Annotated in this window: 15 protein-coding genes and 1 pseudogene; 7 read left to right on the forward strand and 9 right to left on the reverse strand. The window is 68.6% G+C overall.

Annotation, left to right across the window (positions count from 1 at the left end; genetic code table 11):
* The 3 genes and pseudogenes from AC6LKG_RS16665 to AC6LKG_RS16675 all read right to left on the reverse strand — a co-directional run.
* A pseudogene (locus AC6LKG_RS16665) lies at positions 1–180 on the reverse strand (hypothetical protein); the annotation flags it as partial.
* Complete coding sequence (locus AC6LKG_RS16670; RefSeq protein WP_498166027.1) at positions 177–680, reverse strand: hypothetical protein; 504 nt, start codon at positions 678–680, stop codon at positions 177–179. The pseudogene AC6LKG_RS16665 and the gene AC6LKG_RS16670, both read right to left, overlap by 4 nt.
* Before the next feature lie 158 nt (positions 681–838).
* A complete protein-coding gene (locus AC6LKG_RS16675) occupies positions 839–1,438 on the reverse strand; it encodes a TetR/AcrR family transcriptional regulator (protein ID WP_498166028.1) in 600 nt (199 codons plus the stop codon).
* Positions 1,439–1,609: 171 nt separating this feature from the next.
* On the opposite strand from AC6LKG_RS16675, the gene AC6LKG_RS16680 reads away from it, so the two are divergent.
* The gene (locus tag AC6LKG_RS16680) at positions 1,610–3,682 is read left to right on the forward strand and encodes a DUF8189 domain-containing protein (protein ID WP_498166030.1); all 2,073 of its coding nucleotides are present in this window, start codon (positions 1,610–1,612) and stop codon (positions 3,680–3,682) included.
* Between the two features lie 81 nt (positions 3,683–3,763).
* Here AC6LKG_RS16680 and AC6LKG_RS16685 read toward each other — a convergent pair whose 3' ends face one another.
* A complete protein-coding gene (locus AC6LKG_RS16685; protein ID WP_498166032.1) occupies positions 3,764–4,195 on the reverse strand; it encodes a response regulator in 432 nt (143 codons plus the stop codon).
* Positions 4,196–4,371: 176 nt separating this feature from the next.
* Here AC6LKG_RS16685 and AC6LKG_RS16690 point away from each other — a divergent pair, with 176 nt between their 5' ends.
* Genes AC6LKG_RS16690 through AC6LKG_RS16705 form a run of 4 tightly spaced genes read left to right on the forward strand, consistent with a single transcriptional unit; the run spans position 4,372 to position 10,378 of the window.
* A complete protein-coding gene (locus AC6LKG_RS16690; protein WP_498166033.1) occupies positions 4,372–7,764 on the forward strand; it encodes a response regulator in 3,393 nt (1,130 codons plus the stop codon).
* Position 7,765: 1 nt separating this feature from the next.
* On the forward strand, positions 7,766–8,605 hold the full coding sequence (locus AC6LKG_RS16695) for a CheR family methyltransferase (protein ID WP_498166035.1): 840 nt from the start codon (positions 7,766–7,768) through the stop codon (positions 8,603–8,605).
* On the forward strand, positions 8,602–9,222 hold the full coding sequence (locus tag AC6LKG_RS16700) for a chemotaxis protein CheB (RefSeq protein WP_498166037.1): 621 nt from the start codon (positions 8,602–8,604) through the stop codon (positions 9,220–9,222). The genes AC6LKG_RS16695 and AC6LKG_RS16700 overlap by 4 nt, the downstream gene beginning before the upstream one ends.
* Positions 9,223–9,241: 19 nt before the next feature.
* Positions 9,242–10,378 carry a hybrid sensor histidine kinase/response regulator gene (locus AC6LKG_RS16705; protein WP_498166039.1) on the forward strand — a complete coding sequence of 379 codons (1,137 nt, stop codon included), beginning with the start codon at positions 9,242–9,244 and terminating at the stop codon, positions 10,376–10,378.
* A 103-nt stretch (positions 10,379–10,481) separates the two neighbouring features.
* On the opposite strand, the gene AC6LKG_RS16710 is transcribed toward AC6LKG_RS16705, so the two are convergent.
* From AC6LKG_RS16710 to AC6LKG_RS16730, 5 genes are all read right to left on the reverse strand, one after another.
* A complete protein-coding gene (locus tag AC6LKG_RS16710; protein ID WP_498166041.1) occupies positions 10,482–11,978 on the reverse strand; it encodes a class I adenylate-forming enzyme family protein in 1,497 nt (498 codons plus the stop codon).
* A gap of 21 nt (positions 11,979–11,999) precedes the next feature.
* A complete protein-coding gene (locus AC6LKG_RS16715; protein ID WP_498166042.1) occupies positions 12,000–12,734 on the reverse strand; it encodes a CoA-transferase subunit beta in 735 nt (244 codons plus the stop codon).
* Positions 12,727–13,560: a CoA transferase subunit A gene (locus AC6LKG_RS16720; protein ID WP_498166044.1), complete on the reverse strand. Its 834-nt coding sequence runs from the start codon at positions 13,558–13,560 to the stop codon at positions 12,727–12,729. Before AC6LKG_RS16720 ends, AC6LKG_RS16715 begins: the two co-directional genes overlap by 8 nt.
* 66 nt (positions 13,561–13,626) lie before the next feature.
* Positions 13,627–14,343: an enoyl-CoA hydratase/isomerase family protein gene (locus AC6LKG_RS16725; protein WP_498166046.1), complete on the reverse strand. Its 717-nt coding sequence runs from the start codon at positions 14,341–14,343 to the stop codon at positions 13,627–13,629.
* On the reverse strand, positions 14,340–15,506 hold the full coding sequence (locus AC6LKG_RS16730) for a CaiB/BaiF CoA transferase family protein (protein WP_498166048.1): 1,167 nt from the start codon (positions 15,504–15,506) through the stop codon (positions 14,340–14,342). Before AC6LKG_RS16730 ends, AC6LKG_RS16725 begins: the two co-directional genes overlap by 4 nt.
* 196 nt (positions 15,507–15,702) lie before the next feature.
* On the opposite strand from AC6LKG_RS16730, the gene AC6LKG_RS16735 reads away from it, so the two are divergent.
* Both AC6LKG_RS16735 and AC6LKG_RS16740 read left to right on the forward strand, forming a co-directional pair.
* Complete coding sequence (locus AC6LKG_RS16735; RefSeq protein ID WP_498166050.1) at positions 15,703–16,680, forward strand: Bug family tripartite tricarboxylate transporter substrate binding protein; 978 nt, start codon at positions 15,703–15,705, stop codon at positions 16,678–16,680.
* A 65-nt stretch (positions 16,681–16,745) separates the two neighbouring features.
* Positions 16,746–18,245: an FAD/NAD(P)-binding protein gene (locus AC6LKG_RS16740; RefSeq protein WP_498166051.1), complete on the forward strand. Its 1,500-nt coding sequence runs from the start codon at positions 16,746–16,748 to the stop codon at positions 18,243–18,245.
* Positions 18,246–18,279: the final 34 nt, after the last annotated feature.

Consider the following 18,279-nt stretch of genomic DNA (forward strand, 5'->3'; position numbering starts at 1 on the left):
GGCCAGAATCGGCGCCGGTTCTGGCCGGCCCACGCTGGCTTGCAGGCGCGCGAACGTGGCATGGCGGGCGGGCACCACCCGCGCCGCCTGCATCTGTGCGCGCAGGCGCTCGGCGCGGTAGGGATCGCGCGTATCGCCGATGCGCGCCGCATCGAGCGGCTCCAGGGCACGGTGGCTCATGCCCGGCCCCGCACCGCGCGCCGCGCGCGGATCGCCCATTGCTGCGCGGCGGCGCCCAGCACGAACAGCGCCAGCCACGCCACCAGTGCGCCCCGCAGCACCGGCGATTGCGGCCCCTCGGCGAACGGATGCGAGAGCGGCAGCCGCGTCAGCGTTTCAGCGATGCCCGGAATCCACATCAGGAAAAAACTGAACGAAAACCCCAGTTGCGCCAGATGCGCGCGCGCCCGGGGCAACCCCGGCAGCCGCGCCACCAGCAACGCCCCCGCCACCGACAGCAGTGCCAGGATGCCGAGCGCATGCCCGGCGTTGAAACCGCCGGTGCTGGACAGGCCGAACGAAGTCAGCACGGCCACCAGCAGCCCGCCCAGGTAGACCTTGCCGGCGAGCGTGGCACTGTCGATGCCGCGATAACGGACAAAACAGTAGAGCCCGGAGAAGGCGGGCACCAGGCTGATGAGGGTATGTGCCGCGCCCAGGGCGGAAATGGGATGAGGCATGGTGAAACTCCTTGGAAATAGACCAGACAGGGGGAAACAGCTCGGGCAACGGCAGACCAGGCAGCGGCACCGACCGCAGCGCAAAAATCAACCAACTAGTCGGTTGGTTTTTGGATTAAAAAAAAGGGCGCACCCAGACGGGATGCGCCACCGCGCGTTCAAGCCGGCGCGGCCAGGCGCGCGATGGCGGCGCGCGCAATCGAGGCAAACATGTCGGGATCGCCGAACGCCCGCGCGGTCAGCATCGCGCCATGCACGGTGGACATGAGGGCCTGCGCTTCGGCGCGGGCACCGCCATGCAACTGCAATTGCCCGGTCGCGGCGCCGCGTTCGAGCACCAGCGCCAGCCAGGTACTCAATTCGCCGAAATAGGCCCGCACTTCGTCGGCAACGGCCGGCGGGATCGTGGGCAACTCGGCAGCCAGCATGGCGCAGATGCAGATGGGCGCGGTGCCGTCGCGTATGCATTTGGCCCAGTAATCGGTGTAGGCGATCAGCCGCGCCAGCGGGTCCGCGACATGCTGGTCCAGTGCCGCCAGCCCGGCCCGGGCCTGCGCGCGGTGCTGCCCGACCACCGTCAGCACCAGGTCGGCCTTGGCCGGGAAATGATGGTGGATACTGGCCTTGCCAATGTGCACCCGTTCGGACACATCGGCATAGCTGAAGCCGTGATAGCCGCCGGCGGCGAGCAGCAGCTTCGTCTGTTCGACGATTTCCAGGGCGCGGGCAGACAGTTCCAGGCTTATCGGTGCAGGCATGTTGATCAACGGAAAGAGGCGCGAGAGCTCAGGCGAGCGCAATATCAGCCAATCTACTAGTTGGTTGGTTTTCTGTCAAACGGAACAATCCTGCTTCCCCTCGCCCGGGCACGGCTTGATAAGATGCGCGCAACCGTCAGTTTCACGACCATGCCTCAGGAGCGGCGCCCCTTGACGCGGATTCCCACGACCTTGCTCGCCCGTCTCGGGCAGACGCTGTTTCTTGCCTGCCTGGCCTGCCCCGCCCTCGCCGCGCCCCCCACCCTGGCGCAATGCAATGGCATCAAGGATCTCGCCTTCGTCGCCCACCTGGATGACGACCTGCTGTTCATGAACCCGGACATCGCCTCCAACATTACGGCCGGCGGCTGCGTGCGGGTGGTCTACCTGACCGCCAGCGATGCGGGCGAAGGCGACACCTACATGCTGGGCCGCGAACGCGGCGTGCGCGCGGCCTATGCCTACATGGCGGGCCAACCCGATCTCTGGCAGGAAGGCGTCGGCCACGCCGGCCCGCGCCGGATCGCGCGTTTCAGCCTGTCCGGCAATCCGCGCGTGCAACTGTGGCATCTGCGCCTGAAGGACCCGTGGCTGGGCAAGGGCTGGGGCAGCCTCACGCCGCTGAGCCGCGCTGAATCCGAACCCGGGCAGAGCGTGGACACGCTCGGCCCCTACCCCGAGGTGTACTCGCGCGAACAACTGGTCGACACCCTGGCCGAACTGATCCGCCAGTACCAGCCGACCACCGTGCGCCACCTGGACGACACCATCAGCGTGCCATACACGCAATTGTGCTGGCGCTGTGCCGGGCACGGCCATCCCGACCACATCGCCAGCGCGCGGCTGGTGCGCGCGGCCATGCTGCGCGCGCCGGGCAACTATGCCGAAACCGGCTATATCGACTATCCCAGCCAGGAACGCGCCAGCAATCTCGCCGAAAACGAAATCGCCAGCAAATCGGTGATCTTCCAGCACTATGCCTGGAACGACTACCACTATTGCGCCGGCCCCACCGGCTGCAAGGAGCCCGCGGGTCCCGCGGCCGCCTGGGTGCAGCGCGCCTATTACGTCTCGCGCCGCGACATGCCGCCGCAGATCTATCCCGACAAGCGCGATGGCCTGGTGGTATTCGCGGCGGGCGAGACCAACGCCGCCGCCAATCGCTGGGATGCCGGCCAGCGCCGCTGGCAAAGCCTGGGCGGCCGTACCGGCGGCCCCCTGGTCACGTTCGGCCACGCCGACGGCACCGCCGGCCTGATGGCGCGCGACCCGCTGGGCGGCGTGTGGGCCAACAAACAGCGCCAAGACGGCACCTGGCAGGGTTGGCAGGCGTTGGCCGGCATCCGCGTCATCCAGATACCCGCGGTGGCGCCGCGCGGCGAGGCCGCCGCCGTGGCGCTGGGCTACGACGGCCTGCTGCACTGGATCTCGCCGTCCGGCATCGATGGTAGTTGGGGGTCATGGCAAAGCCTGCCGCCGCTGGACGGCGCCTCGGGCGCGCCCGCCGTGGTGCGCGGCGGCGATGGCCGCTACATCGTCTTCGCGTCGGCGAACGGCCAACTGTTCTACACCCGCCAATTGCCCGCCGCCACGGGCCAGCGGCCGGACTGGCAGGCCTGGCGCGCCGTGCCGGCGCCCACGGCCGCCGGTGGCCTGGCCGCGATCCGCAATCACGAGCAACGGGTCGAACTGTATTTCCGCCAACGCGCCAACAATCACCTGACCCGCCTGGAAGAAACCGGCGACACCACCGACCTGGAGATGGACTGGAGCACACCCGCCGACCTGGGCGTGCCCTATGTCGGCCGCCCGGCGATCGACGCCGACGCGCAGGGCAACGTGGTCCTGGCGATCCTGGAGCGCGCGGACGGGCCGCTCTGGCTGGTCGAGCACGGCAAGCCCGACAGGTTGCAGGCCGAGGCGGCGTCGCCGCCAGCAATCCATTTGATTGACGGCACGCTGTATGTCGTGGCGCGTATGGCCGGCGCGCCACAGCGCTACCAGGTGTTGTCGCGCCGCGACGGCCAGTGGGCGGCGAACCTGACGCTGGACGGTGTGCCGGCCAGCGGCGGCGGGCCCTTTGCCACGCTGGCTGCACGCCCGGCGGACCTACCCAGGCTGGGCGCCAACGACAGCCGCAATGCCGTCGTGGTGCGTCCTTCCTCTGCCGAGCCTGGCACCCTGACACAGGAACGCATGCCCACCCAGGCATCCCGCGCCGCCACGCCGCCCCAGGTGCAATGATCCGCCGGCCCGGCGCGCCCCCGCGATGCCCGCATCGCCGGCACGCCTGGCGCGCGCAGTCCCAACCGCGCCCCGGTCCGGCTACCAGCCGGTCGTCAATGCCGGGGCCGCCGCGACAAGGCCATCGGCCAGGCGCGCGGGCGCGGGCCGTGGCGTAGCCGGCGCCAGGCGCCGCACGGCCTGCAGCACCGCATCCGGTTCTGCAGGCTTGCGCAACAGGGTGGCGCGTCCGGCGCAGGCCGGGCCGATCTCGGATTCGGGCCGGCCGCTGAGCACCAGGACCGGGGTGTCGTTCAGATAGGCGTTTTCACGCATGGCGGTCAACAGCGCGCCGCCATCCATGCCAGGCATGGAAAAGTCGGTGATGACCAGGTCCGGCCGTAATTCCAGCATCTGCCGCAAGGCCGTCAGGCCATCGGTATGCGTCGTGACCTCGTAGCCTTCGCTACTCAGGAACTCGCTCATCAGAGCGACCAACGCGGGCTGGTCGTCGACCAAAAGGATTTTCGTCATGATTGTTCTGGCCCGCGCGCGGCATGGAAGGCGGCGCGCGGGCGGATTGGCCAGCGGGGAAGGCCGCATCCTAGGACATGCGCGCCCTTCGAGGGGGAAGCAATTGTATCTGGACGCAACCAGCGCCCCGGACCCCTGTATAGTCGTCCCTTCCCTTGCCCCGCCCACCCGTTCCTATGCCGCACACGCCGCAACCCGCCAGCCGCCATGCCGTTCCACGCACCCTGATCATCGGTTTCGTGACGGCCGCGCTGGCCACGCTGATTATCGCCTTCGTCAACGTGCGCTCGGCCGACACCCGTACCAAAGCGGTCCAGGCCATGGACAGCTCGACCGAGACCCTGCGCCAGTTGAGCCTGTTCAACTCGGCCCTCAAGGACGCCGAAATCGGCCAGCGCGGCTACCTGCTGACGGGCGATCCGAACTACCTGCAGCCCTATGTGCGCTCGGTGCCGCTGATCGAACAGCGCCTGGCGGTGGTCCAGGCGGCCACCGCCACCGATGCCACGCAACGCCGCATCGCCAACGACATCGCCGGCATCACGCAGCAGAAGCTGGCCGAACTGCGAACCACCATCGACATGCGCAAGGCCGGCGATGTCGAAGGCGCGATGGCCGTGGTGCGGACCGACGCGGGCAAGGACGCGATGGACCGGCTGCGCGACCTGGTCGCCGACCTGTACACGCGCCAATTGTCGCTGGTTCAAGAGCAGCGCGAGGCATGGGTCACGGCCTCCGCCACCTCGACCTATTACTCCTGGGGCGGCTCGCTGCTGCTGCTGGCGCTGATTCTCGCCTCGGCCGCCATGACCATCCGCGAGTACCGCGCCAAGGCGCGCCAGGCCTGGATCACCACCGGGCTGTCGGGGCTGAGCCTGCGCCTGCGCGGCGATCACCGCCTGGACGAGATCGGCAAGCGCGCGCTGGAATACCTGGCGCAGTACCTCAACGCCAGCGTGGGCGCCGGCTACGTCGTCAACGGCGGCCATGAACTGGAACTGTTCGGCGGCTATGCCCTGCCGCCCGAGCGGCTGGCGCAGAAGATATCCCCCGCCGAAGGGCTGGTCGGACAGGCCGCCAGCTCGCGCCGGCTGCTGCACCTGCGCGACGTACCTGCCGGCCACTTCGAGATATCCTCGGCCACCGGGCGCTCCAACCCGGCCGAACTGGTGCTGGCGCCCGCCATGCAGAACGAGCGGGTGTATGCCGTAATCGAACTGGGTTTCAATCACCCGGTGGGCCAGAGCGAGCGCAGCCTGCTCGAAGGCGCTTCCGAAATGCTGGCCTCGGCGATCCGCGCCGGACTGGACCGCACCCGCCTGGAGTCGCTGCTGGCGGAAACCCAGCGCCAGTCCGAAGAGCTCCAGACCCAGCAGGAAGAACTGCGCGTCAGCAACGAAGAGCTGGAACAGCAAAGCCGCATCCTGCAGGAATCGCAGGCGCGCATGGAGGTACAGCAGACCGAGCTGCAGCAGGCCAATGCCAGCCTGGAATCGCAGACCGAGCAACTGCTGCGGGTGCAGGGCGCGCTGACCGACAAGGCGCGCCTGTTGAGCCAGGCCAGCCAGTACAAGAGCGAATTCCTGGCCAACATGAGCCACGAACTGCGCACGCCGCTCAATTCCACCCTGATCCTGGCCAAGCTGCTGGCGGACAACAAGCCAGGCAACCTGAGCCCGGAACAAGTCAAGTACGCGCAGACCATCCACGCGGCCGGCAGCGACCTGCTGGCGCTGATCAACGACATTCTCGACCTGGCCAAGATCGAGGCCGGCCAGGCCACCGTGGAAGTCGAAGAGGTCGCCATCGTCCCCACGCTGCAACGCCTGCTCGATCCGCTGCGCCCGATCGCCCAGGAAAAGCGGCTGGCGCTGGACCTGGATATCGCCGCCGACGCGCCGGCCTCGCTGCACACCGATCCGCAGCGCCTCGGCCAGGTGATCAAGAACCTGTTGTCGAACGCCCTCAAGTTCACCGAACGCGGCAGCGTCACCCTCAAGGTGGCGCGCGCGCCGCGCAACATGCTGTCATTCGCGGTGCAGGACACCGGCATCGGCGTGGCGGCCGAGCAGCAGGAGCTGATCTTCGAAGCCTTCCGCCAGGCCGACGGCAGCACCCACCGCAAGCATGGCGGCACCGGCCTGGGCCTGTCGATCTCGCGCGACCTGGCCAAGCTGCTGGGCGGCACCCTGTCGCTGGTCAGCACGCCGGGGCAAGGCAGCGTCTTCACGCTGCTGCTGCCGCTGCGCCTGGAAGCCGGGCCGGCCGCGCGCGCGGCGCTGCCGCCGGCCTACGCGCCGGTGCCTGCCGCCGCGCCCCTCGCGCTCGAGCCCGAGTCCGAGGCTCAAGCCGAGGCTGAGGCCGAACCGCAGCGAGGTGACGGCCGCACCCTGCTCGTGATCGAAGACGACGAGCGCTTTGCCGCGATCCTTGGCGACCTGGCGCGCGAAATGGGCTTCGGCTGCCTGGCGGCGCACACCGCCACCGACGGCCTGGCGCTGGCGGCTCGGCGCCGGCCCGATGCCATCGTGCTCGACATCAACCTGCCCGACTTCTCCGGGCTTGGCGTGCTGGACCAGCTCAAGCGCAATCCGCACACCCGCCACATTCCGGTCCATATCGTCTCGGTCGCCGACTACGCCCAGGAAGCAATGGGCCGCGGCGCGGTCGGCTATGCCCTCAAGCCGGTCAAGCGCGAGGAGCTGGTGCAGGCCCTGCAGCGCCTGGAAGCCAAATTCACCCAGGACGCGCGGCGCGTGCTGGTGGTCGAGGACGACGAACGCCAGCGCGACAGCGTGCGGGAACTGCTGGCGCGCGACGACGTGCAGATCGTTCCGGCCGCTACCGCGCACGCCGCGCTGGAACTGCTGCGCAACACCACCTTCGATTGTGTCGTCATGGACCTGAACCTGCCCGACATCAGCGGCCACGAGCTGCTGCGCGCCATGGCCGAACAGGAGAGCGTGTCGTTCCCGCCCGTCATCGTCTACACCGGCCGGGCGCTGTCGCGCGACGAGGAACAGCAACTGCGCCGTTTCTCCAAGGCCATCATCATCAAGGACGCGCGCTCGCCCGAACGCCTGCTCGACGAAGTCACGCTGTTCCTGCACCAGGTCGAGGCCGACCTGCCGCCGCAGCAGCGCCAGATGCTGGAACTGGCCCGCAGCCGCGACAGCGCGCTCGAGGGCCGCACCGTGCTGGTGGTCGAGGACGACGTGCGTAACGTGTTCGCGTTGTCCAGCATCCTGGAGCCGACCGGCCTGCGGGTGGAGATCGCGCGCAACGGCCGCGAAGCGCTCGAAGCGCTGGACCGCGCCGGCGGCGATGGCCGGCCGGCCATCGATCTGGTGCTGATGGACATCATGATGCCCGAGATGGACGGCTACACCGCCATGCGCGAGATCCGCGCCCGGCCCGAATGGCGCCGCCTGCCCATCATCGCCCTGACCGCCAAGGCCATGAAGGACGACCAGGAAAAATGCCTGGCCGCCGGCGCCAACGACTACATCGCCAAGCCGCTGGATGTCGAACGCCTGTTGTCGCTGGTGCGCGTCTGGATGGGCAAGTGACATGCCTCAGCCGAACAAGACGCCCACCGAGGATATCGAGCAGCGCTTGCTGCTCGACGCGATCTACCATCACTATCACTACGACTTCCGCGCGTATGCGCAGGCCTCCCTCAAGCGGCGCCTGCAAAGCGCACTGGCCCATTTCGACTGCAAGACCCTGTCCCTGCTGCAGGACCGCGTGCTGCACGAACCGCCGGTGTTCACCGAGCTGCTGCAATTCCTGACGGTGCAGGTCAGCGACATGTTCCGCGATCCCGGCTACTTCCTGGCGCTGCGCAACGAAGTGGTGCCGATCCTGCGCACCTACCCCTCCATCAAGGTGTGGGTGGCCGGCTGCAGCACTGGCGAAGAGGTCTATTCACTGGCCATCCTGTTGCGCGAGGAAGGCTTGCTGGACCGCGCCTTGATCTATGCGACCGACATCAATCCGCACGCGCTGCGCGCGGCCGAGCAGGGCGTGTTCGACCTGGAACGGGTGGCGGCCTTCACCCGCAACCATGCCCAGGCTGGCGGCCGCAGCTCGCTGTCCGACTACTACACCGCGCGCTACGGCCGCGTGGTCTTCGACAAGGCGCTGCGCGCGCACATGGTCTTCTCCGATCACAGCCTGGCCACCGACAGCGTATTCGCCGAAGTGCACCTGGTGTCGTGCCGCAACGTGCTGATTTACTTCGAGCGCGAGTTGCAGAACCGGGCGCTGCGGTTGTTCCACGATGCCTTGGTCCATCGCGGCTTCCTGGGCCTGGGATCGCGCGAATCGGTGCGCTTTACGGCCCAGGCCGACAGCTTCGACGACTTCGTGCTCGAAGACCGCATCTACCGTAAAAAGGCCGGACTGTGAGCCACCGCCCTGCGACGCCCCGCGCAGCCCCGACGCCCGCCGCCGCTAGGGACGCGATCGTCATCGGCGGTTCGTCCGGCGCCATCGAGGTTTTGAATCTGCTGCTGCCCGCCCTGCCCGCCGGCCTGCGCGCGGCGGTGATCGTGCTGCTGCACCTGCCGCGCGATCGCCGCAGCCTGCTGGTCGAGATCTTCCGCGACCGCTGCGCGCTGCCCGTGCGCGAGGCCGAAGACCAGCAGCCGATACTGCCCGGGCATCTCTACTTCGCCCCGCCGGATTACCACCTGCTGGTCGACCGCGGCCCACGCCTGGCGCTATCGATCGGGCCGCTGGTGCATTTCTCGCGGCCGTCGATAGACGTGCTGTTCCAATCCGCCGCCGATTGCTACGGCGCCGGGCTGCTGGGCATTCTGCTGTCCGGCGCCAACGAGGACGGCGCCCAGGGCCTGGCGGCGATCCACGCCGCCGGTGGCCAGGCGGTGGTGCAGGCGCCGGACTCCGCCGCCATGCGCGCCATGCCCGACGCCGCGCTGGCCCTCGTCGACACCGCCCACGTGCTGCCGCCCGCCGCCATCGCCACCCTTCTGGCGCGCTTGCCCGCGCAAGCCACGCCCTGATTCCCTCTACGCTGCCACCATGATATCGACACCCGCCCAAACACCTGACAACCGTATCAAGTGCCTGCTGGTCGACGACGTACCCGAGAACCTGGTCGCGCTGGAAGCATTGCTGGCCAGCGACCGCGTCGAGGTACTGAAGGCCCAGTCCGGGCCGCAGGCCCTGGAACTGCTGCTGAACCATCCGGACGTGGCCCTGGCGCTGCTCGACGTGCAGATGCCCGACATGAACGGCTTCGAACTGGCCGAACTGATCCGCGGCAGCGAACGCACCCGCCACATCCCCCTGATTTTCATCACCGCCGGCTCGCGCGAGCAGAACTGGCAATTCCGCGGCTACGAAAGCGGCGCGGTCGACTTCCTGTACAAGCCGGTCGATCCCTACATGCTGCGCAGCAAGGCCAATGTCTTTTTCGAATTGCATGAGCGCCGCCACGCGCTGGCGCGGGAGCTGGACGCGCGCACCGAGGCCCTGCGGGTCAATGACCTGTTCATGGCGGTGCTTGGCCACGATCTGCGCACACCGCTGCAGGCGGTCATCATGGGCGCGGCGCTGCTGCGGCGCCAGAGCGACGACGCCCGCGTCACCAGCCTGGCGCAACGCATCCTGCAAAGCGGCGAACGCATGAACAACCTGATCTCCGATCTGCTCGATGTCACGCGCATCCGCCAGGCGGGCGGATTGACGCTAGCCCCGGCAAACACCTGCATGCAGACGCTGGTCGAGCGCACCCTGGATGAAATCCGCACCGGCTTTGCCGATCGCCGGATCGAGGCCGCCTATCGCGGCGACACCGCCGGCGCCTGGGATGGCGAGCGTATCGCGCAGGTGCTCGCCAACCTGCTGGGCAACGCCTTGCACCACGGCAGCCGAGACGTCCCGGTGCGGGTCGAGGTCGACGGCGAGGCGGCCGGCCAGGTCGTCATCACCGTCAGCAATGGCGGCAACATCCCGCCCGAGCTGCTACCGCGGCTGTTCGACCCCTTCCGCAGCGGCGCCCGGCGCACCGGCGGCCACCGCGGCCTGGGGCTGGGCCTGTTCATCGCGCAGCAGGTGGCACAGGCGCATGGCGGCCGCATCAGCGCCGAATCGCGCGACGACGTCACGCGTTTCCGCGTGGCGCTGCCGCGCACGGCGGCGGCCGGCGCGGCCTGATTGCAGGCCTGCAGCCCCGGAGCGCGCGGCGGGAGCCGGGTGGAAAAGGCCACCGGGACGCGCGGGGCGCGCGCAACGCCACGCAGGGATTCGCCCACGCGGGTCAGTGCGTGGGCTCGGCCGCCCGCGCCTGCACCCAGGCGGCCAGCGCTTTGCGGTCCACTTTGCCCACGGCATTCTCGGGCAGGGCGTCACGGTGGTAGACCGTCTGCGGCACATAGATCCGGCCCAGCCGCTCCTGTACCAGCGTCCGCATGTCCGCCTCGGCGGGCATGGCCGCCGATCCATCGGCCACCACCACCGCCACCGGCACTTCGCCCAGATCTGCGTCGGGCCGCGCCACCACGCAACAGGCGGCAATGCCCGGCAGCGTGACGAGCACTTCTTCGATCAGCTTGGGCGAGATATTCTCGCCGCCGCGGATGATCACTTCCTTGATACGGCCGGTGATGCTGAGATAACCGTCGTCGTCGAAACGGCCCAGGTCGCCGGTGTGCAACCAGCCGTCGCGCACCGGATCATCGCCTTCGTGGCCGAGATAGCCGAGCATCAGCGCATCGCCGCCAATGCAGATCTCGCCCTCGCCGCCAGCGGGCACCGGCTTGCCGGCGGTATCCAGCAAGGCCACCCGCTGCCCCGCCAGCACGGTGCCAACCGTTCCGATACGGCGAGCGCCCGGCGGGTTCATGGTCGAGGTGCAGGTCGCCTCGGACAGTCCATACGACACCACCAGCTCGCAGCCCGTGAACGCCTCGATCTCGCGATGCAGCGTGGTGCTGAGGGGCGCCGAGCCACAGCGCAACAGGCGCAACCGCGAGAACGCATCCGGCGCGAAGGTCTGCCCCAGCATGCGCGCATACATGGTGGGCACGCCGGTCAGCACGGTCGGCTTGAAGCGCGAAAGCACCTGCGGCAGTGACTCGGCGCGAAAGCGCTCGGCCAAGGCAATGGCGGCGCCGCAGGCCAGCGGCGCGAACACCTGGTTGTTGATCGCGTTGGTATGGTGCAGCGGCATCAGGTGCAGCAGGACATCATCCGGCCTTAGCCCGGTATGCGCCAGGATGCCCGCCGCGTTGCGCGCCAGGCCGCGATGCGACAGCAGCACGCCCTTGGGCTTGCCGGTGCTGCCCGACGTGAACAGCAGCAATGCCGCATCGGCGGGCGCCGGGTGCGGCGCCCAGTACGGCGCCGCGTCCGGCAGAGCATCCCAGGCCAGAATGCGCGCCGCCGGCAGGCCGCAAGCCGTCGCGCACGCGGCGTTGTCATCGTCGTGCACGATCCAGCCCAGGCCCACCGCCTGCACCCGGCGCGCGGTTTCCTCGGCGGCGATGCGCGGTTCCAGCGGGCAGGGACAGGCGCCCGCGGCAATGCACCCCAACAGCGCGATCACCTGCGCCGGTCCGCGTTCCAGCGCCAGCGCCACGAAATCCCCGGCCTGCACGCCGGCGCGCCGCAGGCCGCCCGCGACGCCGCGCACGGCCGCGTCCAATTGCGCGTACGTCCATTCGCGTTGCGCCGTGATCAGCGCGGGGCGGTCGCTCAGCCCCGGCGCGCGCCATTGCGCCTGCCATGTCTGCGGCAGCGTTGGAATGTCATTCATCGCCTGTCTCCCCGCCGCGTTTCAGCGCAGCCGCACGTTGGCATCGCGTTCGAATATCCCCTGCGGATCGAGCGCCGCCAGGGCCGTCCGCTCCGCCTCGGTGGGCAGCGGCGTCGGCGCCGCCCCCGTGGCATCGAAGGCAAACCCCGTGCGCTCGCGCACCTCGGCCAGGCTCGATTCCGGATGCCAGGACTGCAAGGCCAGGCGGCCGTCGCGCTTGATGAAGATGGCAATCGGCGTGACCACGCCGTGGAACCCTCCCCACGACGTGCGGAAGTCGAGCTTCTGCACGAAGGTGCGCGGCGAATGCTCGGTGCGCCAGGTGCAGGCGCGCCGCGCGGTAGGCAGCATCACCGCGCCGCCGCCGCCCCCCGGAAGACGCACCTTGGGCTGGTGCCAGTCGCCGATGCAGGAGTTGTTGGCGCACCCTTCTCCGTCGATCTGCGCGGCGCCGAGAAAGGTAAGGTCCATCCGGCCCCGGGTGCAGAGGTCGTAGAAATCCTCGTTCGAGAAAATCGAGGCGGTATGCGCGGCCAGTTGCGGATCCGAACTGGAAATCGGAATGGATTCGGGCCTTGGGTCGACCCCGCCCGCCACGTTGATGTAGATGAAATCGAAATCGTAGGCCTGCTTGGCGAGCAGGCAGGCCAGCATCGGCGGGGTCGAGTTCACGCCGCTAAAGGTGATCTCATTGGGCTGGATGAAGCGGGCCAGCCCCAGCACCACGTGCGCAAAGGGCGAAAAGGTGTCAGGCATGCGAAGTCTCCTTGAGCTCGGGCGCCTCGGCCATATGCGCCTGCAGCGTGCGTTCGGTATCCATGTAGCGCTCGACGGCGGGGTAGTCGATGTCGTAGTACGGCGTGCAGGACCCCGGCCAGGCGCTGCCCGGCAATACCGTGAACGCCTCGACCATGAAATACGGCAACAGCGTGGCCTCGGGCTGCGCTTCGAACACCTCGGTCTCGACCAGCTTCTCGGCCACCACGAGCACCGAGCCCGCGGCGCGCGACATGATGCGATCCCAGTGCGCCGTGCCGTGCACCCGGGCGTTGCCCAGACGGTCGATCTCGGATACCTGCAGCACCGCGAAATCCGGCTTCACGGCCGGGATCAGATAGGTGCTGGCTCCGCTGCCATAGGGATCGTCGAGCAGCTTCCATTGATTCAGCGCGGGCAGATCGCTGCCGTGCAGCCCGCCGCAGGGCATGAACGGCACGCCGAAAGCGGCGGCGCGCAAACCCGCCGTGAGGCTGGCGCAGGCGTGCTCTTCCAATGCGAGCCGCCCCTGCTCGATGGCCTTGCGGTACCAGGGCGCCAGGCCGAAATTGCCTTCCATCGCCACGATGCCGGCCCGCGCGCGCGTGGCCACGCCGGCCCGGCACAGGATGTCGATGTCGTAGCCCGGCGATTGCTTGATGATCTCGAGGTCGCGCCGTTGTTGCCGGATCAATTCGCGCACCAGCGCAAATGGCCCGCGATGCAGGAAGCTGCCGCCCAGCGCCACCGAGGCGCCGTCTGGAATCATCGCGCCCAGCGCGGCCAGGGAAATCCGTTTGCCGGATTGGTTGAATCCTGATGTCATGTGTCTCGCTCCAGTTGACCGCGCCGCTCGCTGGCAGCGTCGGTGCCCGATACGGGCCTGCCTTGCCTAGGGGTTCAGATATGCGCGTATGCGGTCCTTCAGGCCGGGCGCGGCGGCCGATCGCACCAGGTCGGCCAGGTCGGTATCGCTCTCGCGGCCGCCTAGCACGGCGTGCAACCGCGCCCGCGTGGCCGCGTCGAGTTCGCGCGCGCTGGCCAGGGCGGCGGCGGCCACCGAATCCCATTGCTCCGGCTGCGCCAGGCGGGTGGCGAACCCCATCTCAAGCGCGGCTTCGGCCGAGAACGCGCGGGTATGCAGGAGCACATCGTGCGCCGTCCGCGCGCCCACCAGCGCGGCGAAGCGCCGCGTGCCCAGCACCAAGCCGAACTTGAGGCCCGGCATGCGGAAGCTCGCATCCGGCGCCGCCACCCGCAGCCGGCATGCGCCGAACAGGTCGACGCCCGCGCCGAAATTCCTGCCATGGGCCAGAGCCAGCGTCAGCGCGGGCGACGCCGCCACTTTCTGCAGCAACTGTTCCAGCCGCACGAAACGCAGCAGCAGATCGCCTTCGCTCTGTTCGTCATAGCCGCCGAAGTCGAAGCCGGCGCTGAAGTTCCTGCCTTGGCCCTGGAACACGATGGCCTGGCTGCCGCGCGCATGGGCGGCATCGACGGCCGCAATCAAGGCCTCGACCAGGTCGCCGGACAGGGCATTCATTTTTTCGGGACGCTGCAGCGTGATATGGCTGCAATCCTCTTCATGGCGCACATCGACCAGGCTCATGCCGGCTCCTTGCGCGCATCGCGCAGCGCACCCAGGATTTCGTCGGTGTGTTCGCCCAGCCCCGGCGGACGCATCCGGATGGGCGTCGCCGCGCCGCCGACGCGCACCGGCGCGCCGAAGGTGCGGGTACGCACGCCATTGGGCAGTTCCAATGACCGCACCCATTCCATGTGCTCGACCTGCGGATCGGCAAGCACTTCGGAGTAGCTGTTGATGGGTGCGCAGGGCACGCCGCGGCCCCGGAACTGCTGCAGCCAGTGATCGCCATCGCGGGTCTCGAAGATGGCTTCGAGGAATTCGCGCAATTCGGCCTGGTTGCGCGCACGCAGCGGCGTCGTGGCGTAACGCGGGTCTTCCGCCAGTTCGGGGTGGCCGACGATCTCGCAGACCGAGCGCCACAGCGCATTGTTGCCCGCAGCCATGCCGAAATAGCCGTCGCGGCAACGGAACGCCTGGTAGGGCGCATTGCGCGGATGCGCGGACCCGAGCTTCTGCGGGTCCTTGCCGCTGCCGAAATACTCGGAGGTCTGCAGGGCGGCAATGCCCAGCGTGACTCCCAGCATGGCCACATCCAGGTGCGTGCCGCGGCCACTGCGCTCGGCCACGCGCAACGCCGCGGTGATCGAGGTTGCGGCATAGAGGCCCGCGGTGAAATCGGCCAGCGGCACGCCGCACTTCACCGGCGCGCCGCCCGGTTCGCCGGTGACGCTCATGATGCCGCTCATGGCCTGGATGGTGAGGTCGAAGCCGCCTTCCTGTGAGCGCGGGCCGGTCTGGCCGTAGGCCGAGATCGAGCAGTAGACCAGCCGTGGATTGCGCGCCGACAGCGCCTCGTAGCCCAACCCCAGACGGTCCATCACGCCAGGCCGGTTGTTCTCGAGCAGCACATCGGCCTCGTCGATGAGGCGCCGCGCGAGCTCGGCGTCGGCCGGGTCCTTCAGATTGAGCGTGACCGAACGCTTGTTGCGGTTGAGCGAGGCGAAGTTCTCGCTGTAGCCCTCGCTGAGGGGCGGCCAGGCCCGCAGCGTATCGCCGCCCTCGGGATGCTCGATCTTGATGACGTCCGCACCCATATCGGCCAGCAGCATGCCGCAGTAGGGGCCGGCGGCCACGTTGCACACCTCGATAACGCGCACGCCGGCCAACGCTTGCTTGTGATCCATGTCGTCTCGCTTCTAATCCTGATTCTTGTGATTCGAATCCCAAGAAAACCCTGAGATATCGATCATTGCTTGACGCAGAATATCACTGCGTGAGATTCTTGTTAAGCCTAATTTGGGATTTGAATCCTATATATTAGGAATTAAGCAGAACAAGCCGCGCGGTCAGCGGCGAAAAAAACATCGGAGACAAGCCATCATGCGCAAGTACCTACTGTTGTTTCTCGCCGCTGCCATCAGCGGCTCCGTCCTGCCTGCGGCGCATGCCGCCGACTGGCCCGACCGCCCTATCCGGATGATCGTGCCCTACCCGCCCGGAGGCGCCACCGACGTAGCCGCGCGCCTGTATGCGCAGCAGATGGGCGACTACCTCAAGCAAACCGTGGTCGTGGAGAACAAGGCCGGCGCCGGCGGCGAGGTTGGCGCCGAAGCCGTGGCGCGGGCCACGCCCGACGGCTACACGGTGCTCATGGGCGCGCTGGGCAGCCTGGCCATCAACGCCTCGCTGCTGGAAAAGCAGAACTACAGCTTCGTGAAGGACTTCAAGGGCGTATCCGTCGCCATCACCATGCCCATGGCGCTGGCGGTCAATGACGCCGTGCCGGCCAAGTCGGTGCAAGCCCTGATCGCGCTGGCCAAATCGCGTCCCGGCAAACTCACCATGGGCTCTGCCGGCAACGGCAGCTCCCAGCACATGGCGGGTGAACTGTTCAAGCAGATCACCGGCACCGACATCCTGCACGTGCCGTATCGCGGCAGCGGCCCCGCGGTCACGGACCTGCTGGGCGGACAGATCGACATGGTGATCGACACCCTGCCTGCCCTGCTGCCGCAACTGGCCAGCGGCAAGATCCGCATCCTGGGCGTGACGACCGACACGCGCGCCCCCGCCCTTCCCGATGTCAAGACGCTGGCCGAACAGGGCGTGCCCGGGTATACGGTGGCCACCACGTACGCGCTGCTGGCGCCCACCGGCACGCCCGCCCAGGCCATCGAGAAGATGTCGATGGCCATGCAACAGGCCGGCGCATTGCCGCAATTGCGCGAAGGCGCGGCCAAGCTGGGCGCCAACGCCACGCCCACGACGCCCGCCGAAACCGACAAGGTCATCGCCAGCGAGATCGACAAATGGGCCGCGGTGGTACACCGCTCCGTGACCCGCACCGCCAAGAAATGATCGCCGGCCGCGGGCGTCCCAGCGCGCCCGCGCATCGCCGCCGCTAACGTCCCCAGGAGTCCTGCATGTCCGTATCCCGCGCGCGCATCGCCATCGTGGGCGGCGGCTCTGTCGCCGTGTCGTTCCTGTATCAATTGATCGACGTCCTGCCCGCAGGCGCGCCGCTGTCGGTCACGCTATTCGAACCCGCCGCCGACGTGGGCCCCGGCACGGCCTATCAAGCCGACGCGGTCAGCAACCTGCTCAACATCCCGGTCAACCGCATGTCGGCGGTATGCAGCGCCCCCGACAGCTTCCTGGACTGGCTGCGCCAGCGCGAACCGGCCTTCCTCGCCGACATGGGCGTGCGGCGCATCGACCCGGGCGACTTCGTGCCCCGTCCGGTCTTCGGCCTGTACCTGCGCGATTTATATGAGGCCGCGCTGGCCCGCGCGGCCGAGCGCGGCATCCGCGTCACGCGCCATGCCGAACGGGTCGTTGGCGTCTGGCCGCAGGACGCCGGCGGCGCGGCGGTCCTGGGCGAACGCGGCACGCATCTGCTGGCCGATCGCGTGGTGCTGTGCAACGGCAACCTGCCCTCGGTCGCCTTCCCGCGCCTTGCCGCCCTGCCCGGCTATTTCAATAGCCCTTATCCCGTGGCCGGCATGACCGGCAAGATCGGCCAGGACGACCCGGTCTGCATCATCGGCACCAGCCTGAGCGCCATCGACGCCATCGCGGCCTTGCAGGCGAGCGGCCATCGCGGCCCCATTCATTGCGTCTCGCGCAACGGCCGGCTGCCGGCGGTGCGCAGTCCGCACAACAGGAGCGTGCGGCTGCCCTCGCTGCCGGAGCCCGAGGCCGATGGGCGCGTCACGCTCGATGGCCTGCTCGACAGCCTGCGCCGCGCACTGCGCGAGGCAGGCGGCATCGAAGAGCCGAACGACATCCTTGGCCAGCCCGGCCCCGCCGCGCAGGCGCTGGACGCCGAGATCGCGCGCTCCCAGGCCGGCCCGCGCCCCTGGCAGGCCGTGGCCGCCGCCACCAACGATCGCATCGAACACATCTGGCACGCCCTCGGCGAAGCGGAGCGCAATCGTTTCCACCGCGACTGGCGAACGCTATGGATGGCACGCCGCGCCACCTTTCCAATGCGCAATGCGCTGACCCTGCAAACCCTGCTGCATGAAGGACGCCTGCATGTGCATGGCGGATTTCGCGAAGCCAGCTTCGAGCCGGCGCGCAACGGCTTCGCCATCCAGGCCGGCTCCGGCGAGCTGCGCGCCCGCTGGATCATCAACGCCACCAGCTTTTCGCTCGATGTGGCGAGCACGGCGGATCCCCTGGTCAGGCAACTGTGCCGGGACGGCGTCGCCCGCGCGCATGGACTGGGCGGGTTCGATCTGGATTTCGACACGGGTTGCCTGCTGGACGCGCAGGGCCGGCGCGTCGACGCCGTTTCCGTGCTCGGCAGCCTGGCGGCGGGCACTTATTTCTGGACCACGTCCATGGAGGTCAACGCGCGCCTGGCCGCGGGCCAGGCCCGGCAACTGGCGGCACGGCTGAACACCGCGGCGCTTTCCTGAATTGTCGCGGCAGGCCACCTGCGATGGGGCCAAC

The sequence above is a fragment of the Achromobacter sp. 46006 genome, from assembly GCF_059761975.1.